This window comes from Nocardia sp. NPDC058176, from assembly GCF_042883805.1.
Taxonomy (GTDB): Bacteria; Actinomycetota; Actinomycetes; order Mycobacteriales; family Mycobacteriaceae; genus Nocardia.
The window spans coordinates 236,435-251,166 of record NZ_JBHVVA010000006.1 but is presented as its reverse complement, the minus strand read 5'-3'; the positions used below and the strand labels follow the sequence as shown (position 1 = coordinate 251,166).

Annotated in this window: 14 protein-coding genes; 8 read left to right on the top strand and 6 right to left on the bottom strand. The window is 68.6% G+C overall.

Annotated features, from left to right (window positions below; all coding sequences use genetic code 11):
• The first annotated feature begins 78 nt into the window (after nucleotides 1–78).
• Nucleotides 79–1,737 (top strand): alpha-(1->6)-mannopyranosyltransferase A, encoded by a 1,659-nt coding sequence (locus ACFVVM_RS27710; protein WP_387624082.1) that lies wholly within the window; start codon nucleotides 79–81, stop codon nucleotides 1,735–1,737.
• Nucleotides 1,734–3,005 carry a phytoene/squalene synthase family protein gene (locus ACFVVM_RS27705; protein ID WP_387624079.1) on the top strand — a complete coding sequence of 424 codons (1,272 nt, stop codon included), beginning with the start codon at nucleotides 1,734–1,736 and terminating at the stop codon, nucleotides 3,003–3,005. Before ACFVVM_RS27710 ends, ACFVVM_RS27705 begins: the two co-directional genes overlap by 4 nt.
• 162 nt (nucleotides 3,006–3,167) lie before the next feature.
• Here ACFVVM_RS27705 and ACFVVM_RS27700 read toward each other — a convergent pair whose 3' ends face one another.
• The gene (locus tag ACFVVM_RS27700; protein WP_387624076.1) at nucleotides 3,168–3,536 is read right to left on the bottom strand and encodes an Rv2175c family DNA-binding protein; all 369 of its coding nucleotides are present in this window, start codon (nucleotides 3,534–3,536) and stop codon (nucleotides 3,168–3,170) included.
• A 128-nt stretch (nucleotides 3,537–3,664) separates the two neighbouring features.
• Between ACFVVM_RS27700 and pknB the strand changes: the two genes are divergently transcribed.
• Genes pknB through ACFVVM_RS27685 form a run of 3 tightly spaced genes read left to right on the top strand, consistent with a single transcriptional unit; the run spans nucleotide 3,665 to nucleotide 6,481 of the window.
• Nucleotides 3,665–5,602 (top strand): Stk1 family PASTA domain-containing Ser/Thr kinase, encoded by a 1,938-nt coding sequence (gene pknB / locus ACFVVM_RS27695; protein ID WP_387624344.1) that lies wholly within the window; start codon nucleotides 3,665–3,667, stop codon nucleotides 5,600–5,602.
• A gap of 48 nt (nucleotides 5,603–5,650) precedes the next feature.
• On the top strand, nucleotides 5,651–5,992 hold the full coding sequence (locus ACFVVM_RS27690; protein WP_387624073.1) for an ArsR/SmtB family transcription factor: 342 nt from the start codon (nucleotides 5,651–5,653) through the stop codon (nucleotides 5,990–5,992).
• Between the two features lie 3 nt (nucleotides 5,993–5,995).
• Nucleotides 5,996–6,481 carry an SRPBCC domain-containing protein gene (locus tag ACFVVM_RS27685; RefSeq protein WP_387624070.1) on the top strand — a complete coding sequence of 162 codons (486 nt, stop codon included), beginning with the start codon at nucleotides 5,996–5,998 and terminating at the stop codon, nucleotides 6,479–6,481.
• Between the two features lie 26 nt (nucleotides 6,482–6,507).
• Here ACFVVM_RS27685 and ACFVVM_RS27680 read toward each other — a convergent pair whose 3' ends face one another.
• Nucleotides 6,508–7,893, bottom strand: a complete 1,386-nt coding sequence (locus ACFVVM_RS27680) for a class II 3-deoxy-7-phosphoheptulonate synthase (protein ID WP_387624067.1) — start codon at nucleotides 7,891–7,893, stop codon at nucleotides 6,508–6,510.
• A 193-nt stretch (nucleotides 7,894–8,086) separates the two neighbouring features.
• Here ACFVVM_RS27680 and ACFVVM_RS27675 point away from each other — a divergent pair, with 193 nt between their 5' ends.
• On the top strand, nucleotides 8,087–8,584 hold the full coding sequence (locus tag ACFVVM_RS27675; RefSeq protein ID WP_387624342.1) for a polyadenylate-specific 3'-exoribonuclease AS: 498 nt from the start codon (nucleotides 8,087–8,089) through the stop codon (nucleotides 8,582–8,584).
• Nucleotides 8,585–8,654: 70 nt separating this feature from the next.
• On the opposite strand, the gene ACFVVM_RS27670 is transcribed toward ACFVVM_RS27675, so the two are convergent.
• The 4 genes from ACFVVM_RS27670 to ACFVVM_RS27655 are packed head-to-tail and all read right to left on the bottom strand — an operon-like array spanning nucleotide 8,655 to nucleotide 12,943.
• Complete coding sequence (locus ACFVVM_RS27670; RefSeq protein ID WP_387624065.1) at nucleotides 8,655–10,277, bottom strand: cytochrome bc complex cytochrome b subunit; 1,623 nt, start codon at nucleotides 10,275–10,277, stop codon at nucleotides 8,655–8,657.
• Nucleotides 10,274–11,413, bottom strand: coding sequence for a ubiquinol-cytochrome c reductase iron-sulfur subunit (locus tag ACFVVM_RS27665; RefSeq protein WP_387624062.1), 1,140 nt, complete (start codon nucleotides 11,411–11,413; stop codon nucleotides 10,274–10,276). Before ACFVVM_RS27665 ends, ACFVVM_RS27670 begins: the two co-directional genes overlap by 4 nt.
• On the bottom strand, nucleotides 11,410–12,273 hold the full coding sequence (locus tag ACFVVM_RS27660; protein ID WP_387624059.1) for a c-type cytochrome: 864 nt from the start codon (nucleotides 12,271–12,273) through the stop codon (nucleotides 11,410–11,412). The genes ACFVVM_RS27665 and ACFVVM_RS27660 overlap by 4 nt, the downstream gene beginning before the upstream one ends.
• Before the next feature lie 58 nt (nucleotides 12,274–12,331).
• The gene (locus ACFVVM_RS27655) at nucleotides 12,332–12,943 is read right to left on the bottom strand and encodes a heme-copper oxidase subunit III (RefSeq protein ID WP_387624056.1); all 612 of its coding nucleotides are present in this window, start codon (nucleotides 12,941–12,943) and stop codon (nucleotides 12,332–12,334) included.
• Between the two features lie 189 nt (nucleotides 12,944–13,132).
• On the opposite strand from ACFVVM_RS27655, the gene ACFVVM_RS27650 reads away from it, so the two are divergent.
• Both ACFVVM_RS27650 and trpD read left to right on the top strand, forming a co-directional pair.
• Complete coding sequence (locus ACFVVM_RS27650) at nucleotides 13,133–13,573, top strand: hypothetical protein (protein WP_387624053.1); 441 nt, start codon at nucleotides 13,133–13,135, stop codon at nucleotides 13,571–13,573.
• A 91-nt stretch (nucleotides 13,574–13,664) separates the two neighbouring features.
• Nucleotides 13,665–14,726 (top strand): anthranilate phosphoribosyltransferase, encoded by a 1,062-nt coding sequence (trpD, locus tag ACFVVM_RS27645; RefSeq protein ID WP_387624050.1) that lies wholly within the window; start codon nucleotides 13,665–13,667, stop codon nucleotides 14,724–14,726.
• Nucleotides 14,727–14,732: the final 6 nt, after the last annotated feature.

Genomic DNA, 14,732 nt, shown 5'->3' with positions numbered 1-14,732 from the left:
ATCAGCTCGCGGTTGCGACCGCCGACCATCCGGGGGGACCGACCGACAATGCCGCCCCCCGAGACGACCGTAGGCACCATGGAGACCACGCGCACCCTCGAGCCGCAGCGCCACATGCCCTCCGGGACCGATCCCGGCGTCCGGTCGCGGCTACGGATCGCGAGCGATTTCGCCCGCAGCCCCGAAGGCCACGCGGCCGTGATGGGTTTCTTCGGTGCGGTCATGATCACCGTCGGCGGGTTCGGCGCCGGAGCGGTCCGTAAGCACGATCCCCTGCTGGAGGCGCTGCATCTGTCGTGGCTGCGCTTCGGGCACGGTTACGCGCTCTCGACGATCACCATCTGGATCGGCGTGCTGCTGATGGTCACCGCGTGGGTCCGGCTCGGACGCACCACCATCGGCAAGGACGGCTCGCGCGTCACCCTCAACGAACTGCGCGCGATCGTCGCCATCTGGACCACCCCGCTGCTGTTCGCGGCGCCGATGTTCAGCCGCGACGTCTACTCCTACCTCGCCCAGGGTGCACTGCTGCGTGACGGCTTCGACCCTTACCAGGTGGGTCCGGTCGCCAATCCCGGGATCCTGCTGGACAACGTGAGCTCGGTCTGGACCACGACCACCGCGCCCTACGGTCCGATGTTCCTGCTCATCGGTCGCGCCATCACCATGATCACCGGCGACAACATCATCGCGGGCACCATCGCCCTGCGCTTCGTGATGCTGCCCGGCCTCGCGCTGATGATGTGGGCGGTGCCGTATCTGACCAAGCACCTCGGCGGTAAACCGACAGTCGCGCTGTGGCTCGCGGTGCTCAACCCGCTGGTGCTGATCCATCTCATCGGCGGCGTGCACAACGAGCTGCTGATGGTCGGGCTGATGTGCGCGGGTGTCGCGCTCGTGCTCGAGCGCTATCACGTGGCGGGCATCGTCGTGGTCGCCATCGGTGTCGCGATCAAGGCGACCGCGGGGGTCGCACTGCCGTTCCTGGTGTGGATCTGGATTCTGCACGAGAAGGAACGGCGAGCCGCCCAGCGCGGCGCCACCGCGGGCGCCGACGGACTTCCCGAGGACCAGAAGCATCCCGATGCCGCCCGGCCGTCGGCCGACATGCCCCATCCGCTCCTCGTGTTCGCCAAGATCGCCGGTATCGGCTTCGGCGTGTTCGTGGCGGTGTTCGGGGCCGCGTCGGTGATCGCGGGAGTCGGGTTCGGCTGGGTCACCGCCCTGCAGGGCTCGAACAAGATCATCAACTGGCTGTCGCTGCCGACGATCCTCGCGCACATGGTCACCTGGGTGACCCCGCTCGACCTGGACTCGGTGCTCTGGGTGACCCGCAAGCTGTGCCAGGTCGCCCTGGTCCTGCTCCTGGTCGCGACCTGGTGGCGGTTCCGGCACAGCGAACGCGAGGCCGTGATGGGCATCATCATCGCCTTCGTCGCGATCGTGCTGCTCTCCCCCGCCGCCCTGCCCTGGTACTACTCGTGGCCGCTGGCCCTGGCCGCCGGATTCGCGCTCTCGACCACGACACTGATGTGGCTGGTCGGACTGTGCACCTGGTTGATGCTGGTGTTCCAGCCCGACGGCTCGATCGGGCTGTACAACTTCTGGCACGTCGCGCTGGCGACCTTCGCCGCCGTGGTCGCGGCACTGTCGCTGCGCACCGTCGACCCGCTGCAACTGCGTTCGGCCAGTTCGAAGCGCGCTATCACCGAACCGGTACCGCCTGTTCGGGCATGAACGAACCTGCCCGCTCGACCTGTGCCCAGGTCCGATCGCCGACCGGCGAGATCGACCTCGACGCGGCCTACGCGATGTGCCGCCGCATCACCGCCGAACACGGGCGCACGTACTACCTGGCGACCACCCTCCTGTCCCCACCCCGGCGACGCGCCGTACACGCGCTGTACGCCTTCGCCAGGATGGTCGACGACATCGTCGACCACGCCGAGGACCCCACCCACGTCCTCGACCCGCGCGATTCCGGTACGAGACACCATGCGGACACGGCCCCGGCATCGCGCCAGGGCGGTCGTACGAACCAGGCGAGCACACCACTCGACGGCGGCGTCTCGCCCCTCCTCGTCAGCCCTTCGCCCGGCGTGCAACCGAACGCCGTCGGCCCCGGTGCGGTCGAAGCCCAGCGACTGGACGTCGTCGAGCGCCGGCTGGATGCAGCGCTCGGTACTACACAGTCCGTCGCCGCCGATACCGGTGCGGCCGTGGCACGGCGACTGGATGCCGTCGAGCAGCAGTTACGCGAAGCGCTCGACCACCGCGGCGCGCAGCCATGCCTCGGCTCCGACGCGACCCTGCAGCTGGATGCCGTCGAGCTCGAGTACGGCGACCCGCGCACCCGGCAGATCATCGCCGCGGCCGCCGACACCATCACCCGCTACGAGATCGACCACCGTCATTTCTGGACCTTCCTCGACGCCATGCGCATGGATGTCCCCGGCACCGGGCTCTATCGCACCCGCTACGCCACGATGGCCGAGCTGCGCGAGTACATGCGCGGGTCCGCCGCCGCCATCGGCCTGCAGCTGCTGCCGGTGCTGGGCACCGTCGTTCCGGTCACCGAGGCCGAACCCGCCGCCGCGGCACTCGGCGAGGCTTTTCAGCTCACCAATTTCCTGCGTGATGTCGCCGAGGACCTCGACCGCGGTCGTATCTACCTGCCCACCGAGGAACTCGCCGCCTTCGGTGTCGACGAAGCGCACCTGCGCGCCGCGCGCCACACCGGCCACACCGACGCACCCCTGCGCCGCGCCCTGGCCCACCTGATCGCGATCAACCGTGACATCTACCGCCGAGCCACCCCGGGCATCGACCTGCTCGACCCCAGGGTCCGCCCCGCGATCGGCACCGCCCGCATCCTCTACGCCGAAATCCTCGACCGCATCGAAGCCGCCGACTACCAGGTCTTCGACACCCGAGCCCGAGTCCCCCGCCACCGCCGCCTCCTGGTCGCCACCAGTGGCTTCGTCACCGCGACCTGGCGCCGCTGACTTTTCGCCCCAGGCACGAACCTGGGCGCGAACAGTCTTCCGCAACGGCACACGGTTTCGCCATCGAGCTGGAGCGAGAACTCGAACTGTCTCGCAATACGATCGCGCGCTACCGGTCAGTGCGTTGTGGGAGGCCGCGCCGGACTTCCAACCATGAAGTGCTCAGAAGGGTTCCGCGGCGGCGCGGCGGACGACTTCGCGGGCCAGGTCGCCGTGCAGGGCGTCGACGGGGCGGCCGGGGAGGGAGTCGTCGGGGGTGTAGATCCAGCGCAGGATCTCCTCGTTGCTGTACTTGCCGTCGCGCATCACCGTGATCAGGCCGGGCAGCAGGCGGACGATCTCGTCGTTGTCGTCGAAGAAGCGCGACGGGATGCCGACGACGCCGTTGCGGCGGATCGCGATGAGCTGGTGATCACGCAGCAGTTGGTGCACCGCGGTGACCGGGACGCCGAGGATGTCGGCGGCCTCGGGGAGCGAGACGATGGTTTCGGTGTCGGGCAGCACATCGTCGCTGCAGGGGAAGGCACTCACCCGGACAACGGTAGTACGTGGGTACCGGCGAGCAGTGGCTGGCCTGGGCGCGTCGCCCGGTTACGATCGTGGGGGCCGCACACCGTGGCCTGTTTGTCGTACCCGGAGGACGTCACTTGATCGGCCAGATGCTGGAAGGGCGCTATCGCATCGATGCGCCGATCGCCCGCGGCGGAATGTCGATGGTTTTCCGCGGAACCGACACCCGGCTGGATCGCCCGGTGGCGATCAAGGTGATGGATCCGAAGTTCGCCGGCGACCCGCAGTTCCTCACCCGCTTCGAGTTCGAGGCGCGCGCGGTGGCCAAGCTCAAGCACCCCTCGCTGGTCGCGGTGTACGACCAGGGCGTCGACGGGGAGTACCCGTTCCTGATCATGGAACTGGTCGAGGGCGGCACCCTGCGCGAGCTGCTGCGCGAACGCGGACCGATGCCGCCGCACGCCGTGCGCGCGGTAGCCGAACCGGTGCTGCGCGCGATCGGCACCGCCCACGACGCGGGCCTGGTACACCGCGACGTCAAGCCGGAGAACGTGCTGATCTCCGACGCGGGCGAGGTGAAGATCGCCGACTTCGGTCTGGTGCGCGCCGTCGCCGCCGCCAACACCACCTCCGCGAGCGTGATCCTCGGCACCGCCGCCTACCTCTCCCCCGAGCAGGTCACCACCGGCACCGCCGACGCGCGCAGCGATGTCTACTCCTTCGGCCTGCTGATCTTCGAACTGCTCACCGGCCGGGTGCCGTTCACCGGCGACAACTCGCTGTCGGTGGCCTATCAGCGGGTCGAGAACGACGTGCCCCCGCCGAGCCAGTTCATCGGCGGCGTACCGCCGGAGTTCGACGAGCTCGTCGCCAAGGCCACCTCCCGTGACCCGGCGCAGCGCTTCGCCGACGCCCATCAGATGGCCGCGGAACTGCAGTCGATCGCGATGGCGCTGAATCTACCGCCGTATCGGGTTCCCGCGCCGACGGATTCGGCCGAGCATCTCAGCGAGAGCTACCGCACCGGCGACGCGCACCACCCCGGCGAGCGCCCCCACACCCCGAATCCGGTGCTCGCGCACCCGATTCCGGCACCGGACCGGCAGCCGCAGCACACCAGGGTGGTGACCGCGCCGCGCCCACGCGCCGAGGAGTACACGTCCTCGCACGCCCCCGCCCCGCTGTCGAATCCGTTCGTGGCGGGCGAGAACCATTCCCGCCGTACCGGATTGATGTGGGTCGGCATCGTCACCGCGCTGACGCTGCTGGTCGGGATCGGCGGCTGGTGGCTCGGTGTGGGCCGCTACACCGCGGTACCCGCGATCGCCGGGATGGATTCCGAACGCGCGGTCGCCGTGCTGCAGGAGGCGGGTTTCGAGACCGAACTGCGGCAGAAGTCCTCCGACACGATCCCGGTCGGCGGTGTGGTCGGCACCGATCCCTCGGCCGGATCGCGGGTCACCAAGAGCTCCACCGTCGCGGTGCTGATCTCCAACGGCAAGCCGCGGGTGCCCGACATCAATCCCGGCGACCAGATCAGCGAGGTCAACCAGGCGATCCGCGACGCGGGCCTGCAGCCGATCGACAGCGGGGAGGCGCCGAGCACCGCGCCGAAGGGTTCGCTGGCCAAGGTGGAACCGGCGCCCGGCACGGTCCTGCCGATGGGCGCGCAGGTGAAGGTGTATCGCAGCAAGGGCTCGCAGCCGGTGAACGTGCCCGATGTGCGCGGCAAGAGCACCGAGGACGCGGCGGCGGCGCTGACCAGCGCCGGCCTCGTGGTGCGCGACACCAGGGTGCAGTTCGACAAGAGCGTCGAGGGCGACAAGGCCATCGGCACCGACCCCGCGGTCGGTGCGACCCTGCAGTCCGGCGACAGCGTGACCCTGATCGTGTCGAGCGCGGTGAAGGTGCCCAATGTGATGGGCCAGACCGTCGGCAACGCCCGGGCCAAGCTGCAGCAGCTGGGCCTGCAGGTGGAGGTCAAGTCGATCACCGACTCCGACAGTTCGCTGGTGATCGGTCAGGTGCCCGGGATCAGCTCCAATGTGGAGGCGGGCAGCACCGTCACCCTCACCGCCCTGCCCTGAGCCACCGCGAGGGTTGACATACAACCGATTGGTTGTACATTCGGAGGGGTGAACGACACCGACGAGGACGCGGCAGACGCCATGTTCCACGCCCTCGCCGACCGCACCCGGCGCGATATCGTGCGCCGCGTGCTGGCCGGGGAGCATTCGGTGTCGGCACTGGCGGAGAACTACGACATGAGCTTCGCCGCCGTCCAGAAGCACGTGGCCGTGCTGGAACGGGCCGGGCTACTGACCAAGCGACGCCAGGGCAGGGAACAACTGGCCAGTGGTGACGTCGCCGCGGTCCGCGCGGTCTCCGGCATGCTCGTCGAACTGGAGCAGATCTGGCGCGGCCGAATCGGCCGGATCGACGACCTCATCGCGATCGACCCTCAACCGGAGGTGTGAATCATGCCCGTCACCAACGTCACCCACGATCTCGACGCCCGCACGCTCACCATCACCGCGGAATTCGCGGCCCCGCGGGAACGGATCTGGCAGGTCTACGCCGACCCGCGCCAGCTGGAGAAGGTCTGGGGCCCGCCCACCTACCCCGCCACCGTCGTCGAGCACTCCCTCGCACCGGGCGGCCGGGTCACCTACTACATGACCAGCCCCGAGGGCGAGAAGTTCGCCGGGTACTGGGAGATCGAGTCCGTCGACGAGCCGAACGGTTTCGTGTTCCGGGACGGCTTCGCCGACGCGGACTACAACCCGGTCGACTCGATGCCCGTCGCCACCAACACCTACACCTTCGAAGAACGCGACGGCCGCACCTTCGCCACCTACGTGGGCGTCTACACCAGCGCCGAGGGCCTGCAGAAGGTACTCGACATGGGCGTGGTCGAAGGCGCGACCGAGTCGATCAACCAGATCGACGGCCTGGTCGCGAACTAGGGAGTCCCGCTACCGACCCCTGCCTGTCACCGCAGCATCTCCGCGACGAGGAACGACAGTTCCAGCGACTGCTGGGTGTTGAGGCGGGGGTCGCAGGCGGTTTCGTAGCGGTCCTCGAGGTCCAGGTCGGAGATGTCCTGGGCGCCGCCGAGGCATTCGGTGACGTTCTCGCCGGTCAGCTCGATGTGCATGCCGCCGGGGTGGGTGCCCAGGGCGTGGTGGACCTCGAAGAAGCCCTGGACCTCGTCGACGATGCGGTCGAAGTGGCGGGTCTTGAAGCCGGTGGACGACTCGTGGGTGTTGCCGTGCATGGGGTCGCACTGCCAGATCACCTGGTGGCCGGTGGCCTGCACCTTCTCGATGATCGGCGGCAGCACGTCGCGCACCTTGCCGTTGCCCATCCGGGCGACCAGGGTCAACCGGCCCGGCTCGTTGTTCGGGTCGAGGCGCTCGACGTACTCCACGGCCTGGTCGGGCGTGGTGGTCGGGCCGATCTTCAGGCCGATCGGGTTGGCCAGCAGTTCGGCCAGCGCGATGTGGGCGCCGTCGAGCTGGCGTGTGCGCTCACCGATCCACAGGAAGTGTGCGGACAGGTCGTAGAGCAGCGGCTCGCCGGTCTCGGACTCGCTCAGGCGCAGCATGGCGCGCTCGTAGTCGAGCACCAGCGCCTCGTGCGAGGCGTAGATGCGGGCCGACTGCAGGCTCGGGTCGTTGACCCGGCAGGCGGTCATGAACCGCAGGCCGCGGTCGATCTCCTCGGCCAGGGCCTCGTAGCGGGCGCCCGCGGGCGACTGGGCGACGAAATCGCGGTTCCAGTCGTGCACCTTGTGCAGATCGGCCATGCCGGCGCTGGTGAGCGCGCGGACCAGGTTCATCGCGGCGCTGGCGTTGGCGTAGGCGCGGACCAGGCGCGAGGGATCGTGGCGGCGCACCGACTCCTCGGCGACCAGGGAGTTGATCATGTCGCCGCGGTAGGACTTCAGGCCGAGTGCGTCGATGTCGGAGGAGCGCGGCTTGGCGTACTGGCCGGCGATCCTGGCCACCTTCACCACCGGCATGCTCGCGCCGTAGGTGAGCACGACGGCCATCTGCAGCAGGGTGCGGATGTTGCCGCGGATGTGCGGTTCGGTGTTGTCGGCGAAGGTCTCCGCGCAGTCACCGCCCTGCATGAGGAACGCCTCGCCGCGGGCCACCTGCGCCAGCTGGGTCTTGAGGTCCTCGACCTCGGCGGGCAGGCAGATCGGCGGCACGCTCTCGAGCACGGTGCGCATGGTCGCGGCCTCGTCGGTGTCCCAGGAGGGCTGCTGCAGGGCGGGCCGGGCCAGGGCCGCGTCGAGCCGGGTACGCAGCTCGGTGGGCAGCGGCGGCAGTTCCGGCAGGCGGTCAATCGGTACGTCGACGGTCCAGGTCACCAGCTAAGAATACGGACCCGAGGCAACGGAGGGGTATCCGGCGTACCGCCCGGCCCCGACCGCGTACCGGCGACCCTGTGCGCACCGGGCCCACGATGCGCGCATAGGGTTCCATCAACACACTGTGGGCCCGCCGGCCGGTGCCGTCTCCCTGGCGAGCACGGCCGCCCACCTGCACGAAGAGGCGATCTCCCTGCGATATTTCTATGACTCGGAATTCATCGAGGACGGCGTGACCATCGATCTGATCTCGATCGGTGTCGTCTGCGAGGACGGGCGCGAGTACTACGCGGTGTCCACCGAATTCGATGCCGGGCGCGCCGGTCCCTGGGTCCGCAAGCACGTGCTGCCGAAGTTGCCGCCCGCGGGATCGTCGCTGTATCGCACCAGGGAGCAGATCCGTGACGACCTGTTCAAGTTCTTCCTGCCGCGGCCCAGCGTGCAGCCGGAGCTGTGGGCCTGGGTCTCGGCCTACGACCACGTCGCGCTGTGCCAGCTGTGGGGTGACATGACCGCACTGCCCAAGGGGATGCCGCGCTACACCAACGAACTGCGCCAGCACTGGGTCGCGCACGGCAGCCCCGAGCTGCCGCCGATCCCCGGCGACGCCCACGACGCGCTGGCCGACGCCCGGCACAACCTGGCCAAGTTCGAGGCCATCGAGTCCTTCCGGCGCACGCCCCGCCTCTGAGCGGTACCGGCGAACGCGAAGGCCCCGAGTCGAATTCGACTCGGGGCCTTCGCTGTGTCGGGACGCGCGGTCAGTGACCGTTCGACTCGCCGCGGTGGGCGATCGCCTGCTGTTCGGCGAGAACGCCGAGCATCCGGTGCTCCTCGTTCTCCTCGATCTCGGCCCAGGCCTCGGCCTCGGACTTGGGATCGGGGCGCAGGAAGCTGCCGGTACCCGGCTTGCCCGCCGAACCCAGCTTGTTCATCTTCTTGGGCACCGGGGCGCCCTGGTACTCCAGCGGGATCGGGTGACCGTGCGAGTCGACCGGGCCCAGCGGCTGGTGCACCTCGATGTACTCACCGTGCGGCAGCCGCTTGATCACACCGGTCTCGATGCCGTGCTCGAGCACCGCCCGGTCACTGCGCTGCAGACCGATGCAGAACCGGTAGGCGATGAAGTACGCCAGCGGCGGCAGCAGCAGCACGCCGATGCGACCGATCCAGGTGGTCGCGTTCAGCGAGATGTCGAACTTGAACGCGATGATGTCGTTGACGCACGACAGCGTCAGGATCACGTAGAACGTGATGGCCATGGCGCCGATCGCGGTACGCACCGGCACGTCGCGCGGACGCTGCAGCAGGTTGTGATGCGCGGTGGTGTCGCCGGTGAGCCGCTTCTCGATCCACGGGTAGGCGACCAGCAGCGTGAACACCAGGCCCATCACCAGCGCGACCCAGAACGCCGCCGGGATCGTGTACCGACCCAGGTAGAGCTCCCAGGCCGGCATCAGACGCGCCATACCGTCGGTCCACATCATGTAGAAGTCGGGCTGTGAACCCGCCGACACCTGTGATGGGTTGTATGGACCGAGGTTCCACACCGGGTTGATCTGCAGGACACCGCCCATGATGCCGACGATGCCGAGGGTGAAGGCGAAGAACGCGCCCTGGTCGGCGGCGAACACCGGGATGATGCGCGCGCCGACGACGTTGGTCTCGGTGCGGGCGGGCCCGGGGAACTGGGTGTGCTTCTGGTACCAGACCAGCGCCACGTGCGCGCCGATCAGCGCCAGGATGATGCCGGGCAGCAGCAGCACGTGCGCGATGTAGAGGCGCGGGATGATGATGTCGCCGGGGAAGTCGCCGCCGAACATCAGCCAGTGCATCCAGGTACCGACCACCGGCACGCCGATGGTGATACCGGAGAACGCGGCGCGAAGACCGGTGCCCGAGAGCAGGTCGTCGGGCAGCGAGTAACCGAAGAAACCCTCGAACATCGCCAGGATCAGCAGCAGCGAGCCGATCACCCAGTTCGCCTCACGCGGCTTGCGGAACGCGCCGGTGAAGAAGATGCGGAACAGGTGGATGATGATCGACGCCGCGAACAGCAGCGCCGCCCAGTGGTGGATCTGGCGGACGAACAGACCACCGCGCACCTCGAAGGAGATGTTGAGCGTGGTCTCGTAGGCCCGCGACATGCCGACACCGCGCAGCGGCTGGTAGGCGCCGTCGTAGACCACGTGCGCCATCGACGGGTCGAAGAACAGCGTCAGGTAGATACCCGACAGCAGCAGGATGATGAACGCGTAGAGCGCGATCTCACCGAGCAGGAACGACCAGTGGGTCGGGAAGACCTTGTTGATCGACCGCTTCATGAACGCGGCGGCGCGATACCGCTCGTCCATCTCATTGGCCTGGCTTGCCACAGCACTCATGAACGACGCTCCCAGAAGGCCGGGCCGAGCGGCTCGATGAAGTCGCCGTTGGCGACCAGGAAGCCCTCGGAGTTGACGGTGATCGGCAGCTGCGGCAGCGCCCGGGCAGCGGGACCGAAGACCGGCTTACCCCACTCGGTCGCCGAGAACTGCGACTGGTGGCAGGGGCACAGGATCCGGTTGGTCTGCTGCTCGAACAGCGAGGTGGGGCAGCCGAGGTGGGTGCAGATCTTCGAGTAGGCGAAGTAGTCGCCGTAGTTGAAGCTCTCCTGGCCCTTGCGCTTGATCGCCGCTTCGGCGTCGGCGGTCCGCAGGCGGATCAGCATGACGGAGTTGCGGATGCCGCGCAGCGACTGCAGCGTCTCGTGCGAGTCACCGCGCCACTTCTCCTTCCACGGGAACACCGTCTCCATGGAGCCCGCGTCCAGGTCCTCGGGGCGCACCAGCACGATGTCCTCGGGGCGACCGGTGTCGCGGCGGATGTAGATGGTCTCACCGGGGAAGTCCGGGGTCCAGCCCGAGACCCACAGCGGCGACTTGTCGCGCTTGGCCCACGGGTTCTTGATCATGCCGCCGACGAACACCAGCAGCGCGCCCACACCGAGCACACCGACACCGGCGCCCGCGGTACCGAGCATCATCTTGCGACGGCCGAGGGTGGAGGTGTCGAGCGCGTCCTGCAGCTCCGCGGCCAGGGTGCGCCGCTCGACCTCGTCGGACGGGCCGTCGTGGCGCTGCTGGATGGAGATCTCGGCGGGGATGAACTTCTTGCGGATCAGCACCACCGCGACACCGATGACCAGCACCGAGATGCCGAAGGTCAGGCCGATCAGCGGGGTGAACAGCGAGTAGGCCCCGTGGCCGTCCTGGCCGTTGCCCTTCCACTCCCACGGCCAGAACAGGAAGACCCCGACCAGTGCGGCGGCGGCGAGTCCGGAGATGGCGAACCAGAACGTCACCTGACGTTCGGCGCGCTTCTCGGCGCGGGTGCCTTCGACCGGCCACCGCTCACCGCGGTACACGACCTCGACGTCGTCGCGCGCGGTGCCGAGCTCGACCAGCTCGTCACGCGACATCGCGTCCAGTTCGTCTTCGGTGGGTTCGCGACCCATCTCGCTTCGCTCCTGTCCACTCATGATCGAGATCCAATCCACATCGCAGCACCCACGACGGCGGTGATGCCGATGACCCAGATCGCCACCATTTCGGTCGCCGGACCGAAGCCGCCCAGATCCCAGCCGCCGGGTGACCGCTCCTCGGCGGAGTTCTTGACGTAGGCGACGATGTCGCGCTTCTCCTCCGGCGAGAGCTGCCGGTCGGAGAACTTGGGCATGTTCTGCGGGCCGGTGACCATCGCGTTGTAGATCTGCGCCTCGTTGGCGGGCTCGAGCGGCGGGGCGAACTTGCCGCCGGAGAGCGCGCCACCACGACCGGTGAAGTTGTGGCAGGAGGCGCAGTTCATGCGGAACAGCTCCGAGCCGCGGGCGATGTCGTCGCCGCGCAGCGATTCCTGGGCGATCTCACCGTTGGCGTCGCGGATCACCGAGGGGCCACCGCCGTTGGCGCCGATGTACGCGCCGAGCGCGTCGGTCTGGTGCGCGTCGAACTTCTCGGGCTTGCGCCAGGCCTGCGCCTCGTTGCGAGCCATCGGCATGCGACCGGTGGAGACCTGGAAGTAGACGGCGGCCTCGCCGACGCCGATCAGGCTCGGACCACGGTCCGGCACACCCTGCAGGTTCGCGCCGTGGCAGGTGATGCACGAGGTGTCGTAGAGCTGCTTGCCCTCGCGGATCAGCGCGGACTGGTCCTGGTTCGCGGTGGCGACCTGCGGTGTCGGCGTGAGCGCCGCGGCCAGGAAACCGGCTCCGACCAGACCCATCAGCAACGCGAGACCGCCCGCGATACGACGGCGGGTACGACGCTGCTTACGCGTCTTGGCGGCCTGCCCGTTGCCGGGGCCGGCGGGCTCTTGGGCCGACGGGGGAGATGAACTCATCTGTGTCCCTTTGGAGTAGACGGAACCGACTTGTACTGAAAGCTTGTGCGCCAGCGGGCTAACTGACGAAGTAGATCGTGGCGAACAGCCCGATCCAGACGATGTCGACGAAGTGCCAGTAGTAGGACACCACGATCGCGGCGGTGGCCTGCGCGGGGGTGAACTTGCTCAGCTTGGTGCGGATGAGCAGGAACACGAACGCGATCAGACCGCCGATCACGTGCAGACCGTGGAAGCCGGTGGTGATGTAGAAGACCGAGCCGTAGGAGCTGCCGGCGATCGTGGTCCCGTGGTTGGCGAGGTGGTAGTACTCGTACGCCTGTCCGAGCACGAAGAAGGTGCCCATGATCAAGGTGATCGTGTACCAGCGCCGCAGGCCGAACACGTCGCCACGCTCGGCGGCGAACACGCCCATCTGGCACGTGAACGACGACAGGATCAGCACGGTTGTCACCGGCACCGCCAGAGCGAGATTCAGCTCGGTCGGCTCCGGGGGCCAAGCCCCGTGCGCCTGCGCGCGCGCAACGAAGTACATGGCGAAGAGTCCGGCGAAGAACATCAGCTCGCTCGACAGCCAGATGATGGTTCCGACGCTGACCATGTTGGGCCGGTTCAGCGAATGCACACGCTGAGTAATGGCCGATCCTGGGGTGCCTACTGCGGTCGTCACGGGGTAAGTATGACTCTTCGTAGTACGACAGCTGTACCCGGGTACGAAAGTTTGTCGCGCGAGTCGGAAAACCCACGCACAGAGGGGGTCCGCGACATCCCTCGGCGTGTTGGCGACCAGCGGGCGAGGGCCCCGTACAGAAACATTGTGACAGCGTTGGATGTGGATAAGCTGAGACGAGGAGGCCCCATGGTTGTGGTGCGGATGTGGCGGCGGTTGTTCGGCGGCGAGGCGCAGGCCCTCGACCCGGCGCGGACCGATCTGGTGGTCGTGGCGTCGAGCTTCGACGACGCCGAGGCCGGTTCGACCGCGCTGAACAGGGCCGTCGACCTCGATCGCGACGCCGACGCGGTGCTGCGTCACCATCTGCGCCTGCCCGCCGGGCAGATCGAGGCGGCGTGCGAGATCGCGGGATACGACGGATACGTGCGTGCCGAGGCCGTTCCCGCCGCCGAAGGCGGGCCCGACGCCGCCGGGAGCGAGCTGGTGCCGGTCGTCCTGCAGCGGGTACAGCGCCTCGATCCGCTCAGTTGTTCGCAGGAACGCTCACGGATGGCCGGACTGGCCCAGCGCCACGACGGGATCGCCGACGGCTGGGACGCGCTGCAGCCCCCGCCGCCCGCCCTTTAAGCTTGCTCGACAGCGCAACCTGGTTGCGCGATCGCGGTGCGCCCGGTCAGAGTTGGCGCAGCGGAGTCGTCGAACGAAAGATGCGGAGCAGATGAGCGTGCGCAGCTGGCCCCAGGTCCTGGGAACCCTCGCCGACGGTGGCGACCTGGCCGCGGACGACACCACCTGGGTGGTCGACGAGATCTTCACCGACAACGCCACCGCCGCCCAGATCGCGGCCTTCGGCGTCGCCATGAAGATCAAGGGCCCCACGCCCGCGGAACTGGCGGGCATGGTGGCCGGCATGCTCGGGCACGCGCGCCTGGTCCGGATCGACGGCGACGCGGTCGACATCGTCGGCACCGGCGGTGACCGCTCGGGCTCGGTGAACATCTCCACCATGTCCTCGGTGGTCGTGGCCTCGGCCGGAGTCCCGGTGGTCAAGCACGGCAACCGGGCCGCGTCCTCGAAGTCCGGCGGCGCCGATGTGCTCGAGGCGCTCGGCGTGAAGCTGGCGCTTGGCCCCGAATCGGTGGCGCGCTCGGTGCGCGAGGCCGGGATCGGCTTCTGTTTCGCGCCGCTGTTCCATTCGGGGCTGCGCTTCGCCGGTCCGGCGCGCAAGGAGATCGGCATCCCGACCGTGTTCAACGTGCTCGGTCCACTGACCAACCCCGCGCAGCCGCGGTCGGGGCTGATCGGGTGCGCGTTCGCCGATCTGGCGCCGGTCATCGCGGGCGTGTTCGCCGAGCGGGGCGCCAGTGCGCTGGTGGTGCGGGGGCGCGACGGGCTCGACGAGATCACCACCTCCGACCTCACCGATGTCTGGGTGGTCAGCGGTGGGCGGATTCGGCAGACGGTGCTCGATCCGACCCGCCTCGGCATTCCGCGCGTCGACCTGGACGAGCTACGCGGCGGGGACGCCGAGGTCAATGCCAGGATCGCCCGCGAGGTGTTCGCGGGGACACCCGGTCCGGTGCGCGACGCGGTGCTGCTGAACTCGGCCGCGGCGATCGTGGCCTACGACCTGTCGCGCGGGTCCGGCGACGTCGACCTGGATCTGGACGCGGCGCTGAGCGCGGCGCTCGAGCGCGCCGCCGCCGCTGTCGACAGCGGGGCGGCGGCGAAACTGCTGCAGAGCTGGTCCGAACTCACCCAGGTCCTCGACGAGTCCTGAGCGCGG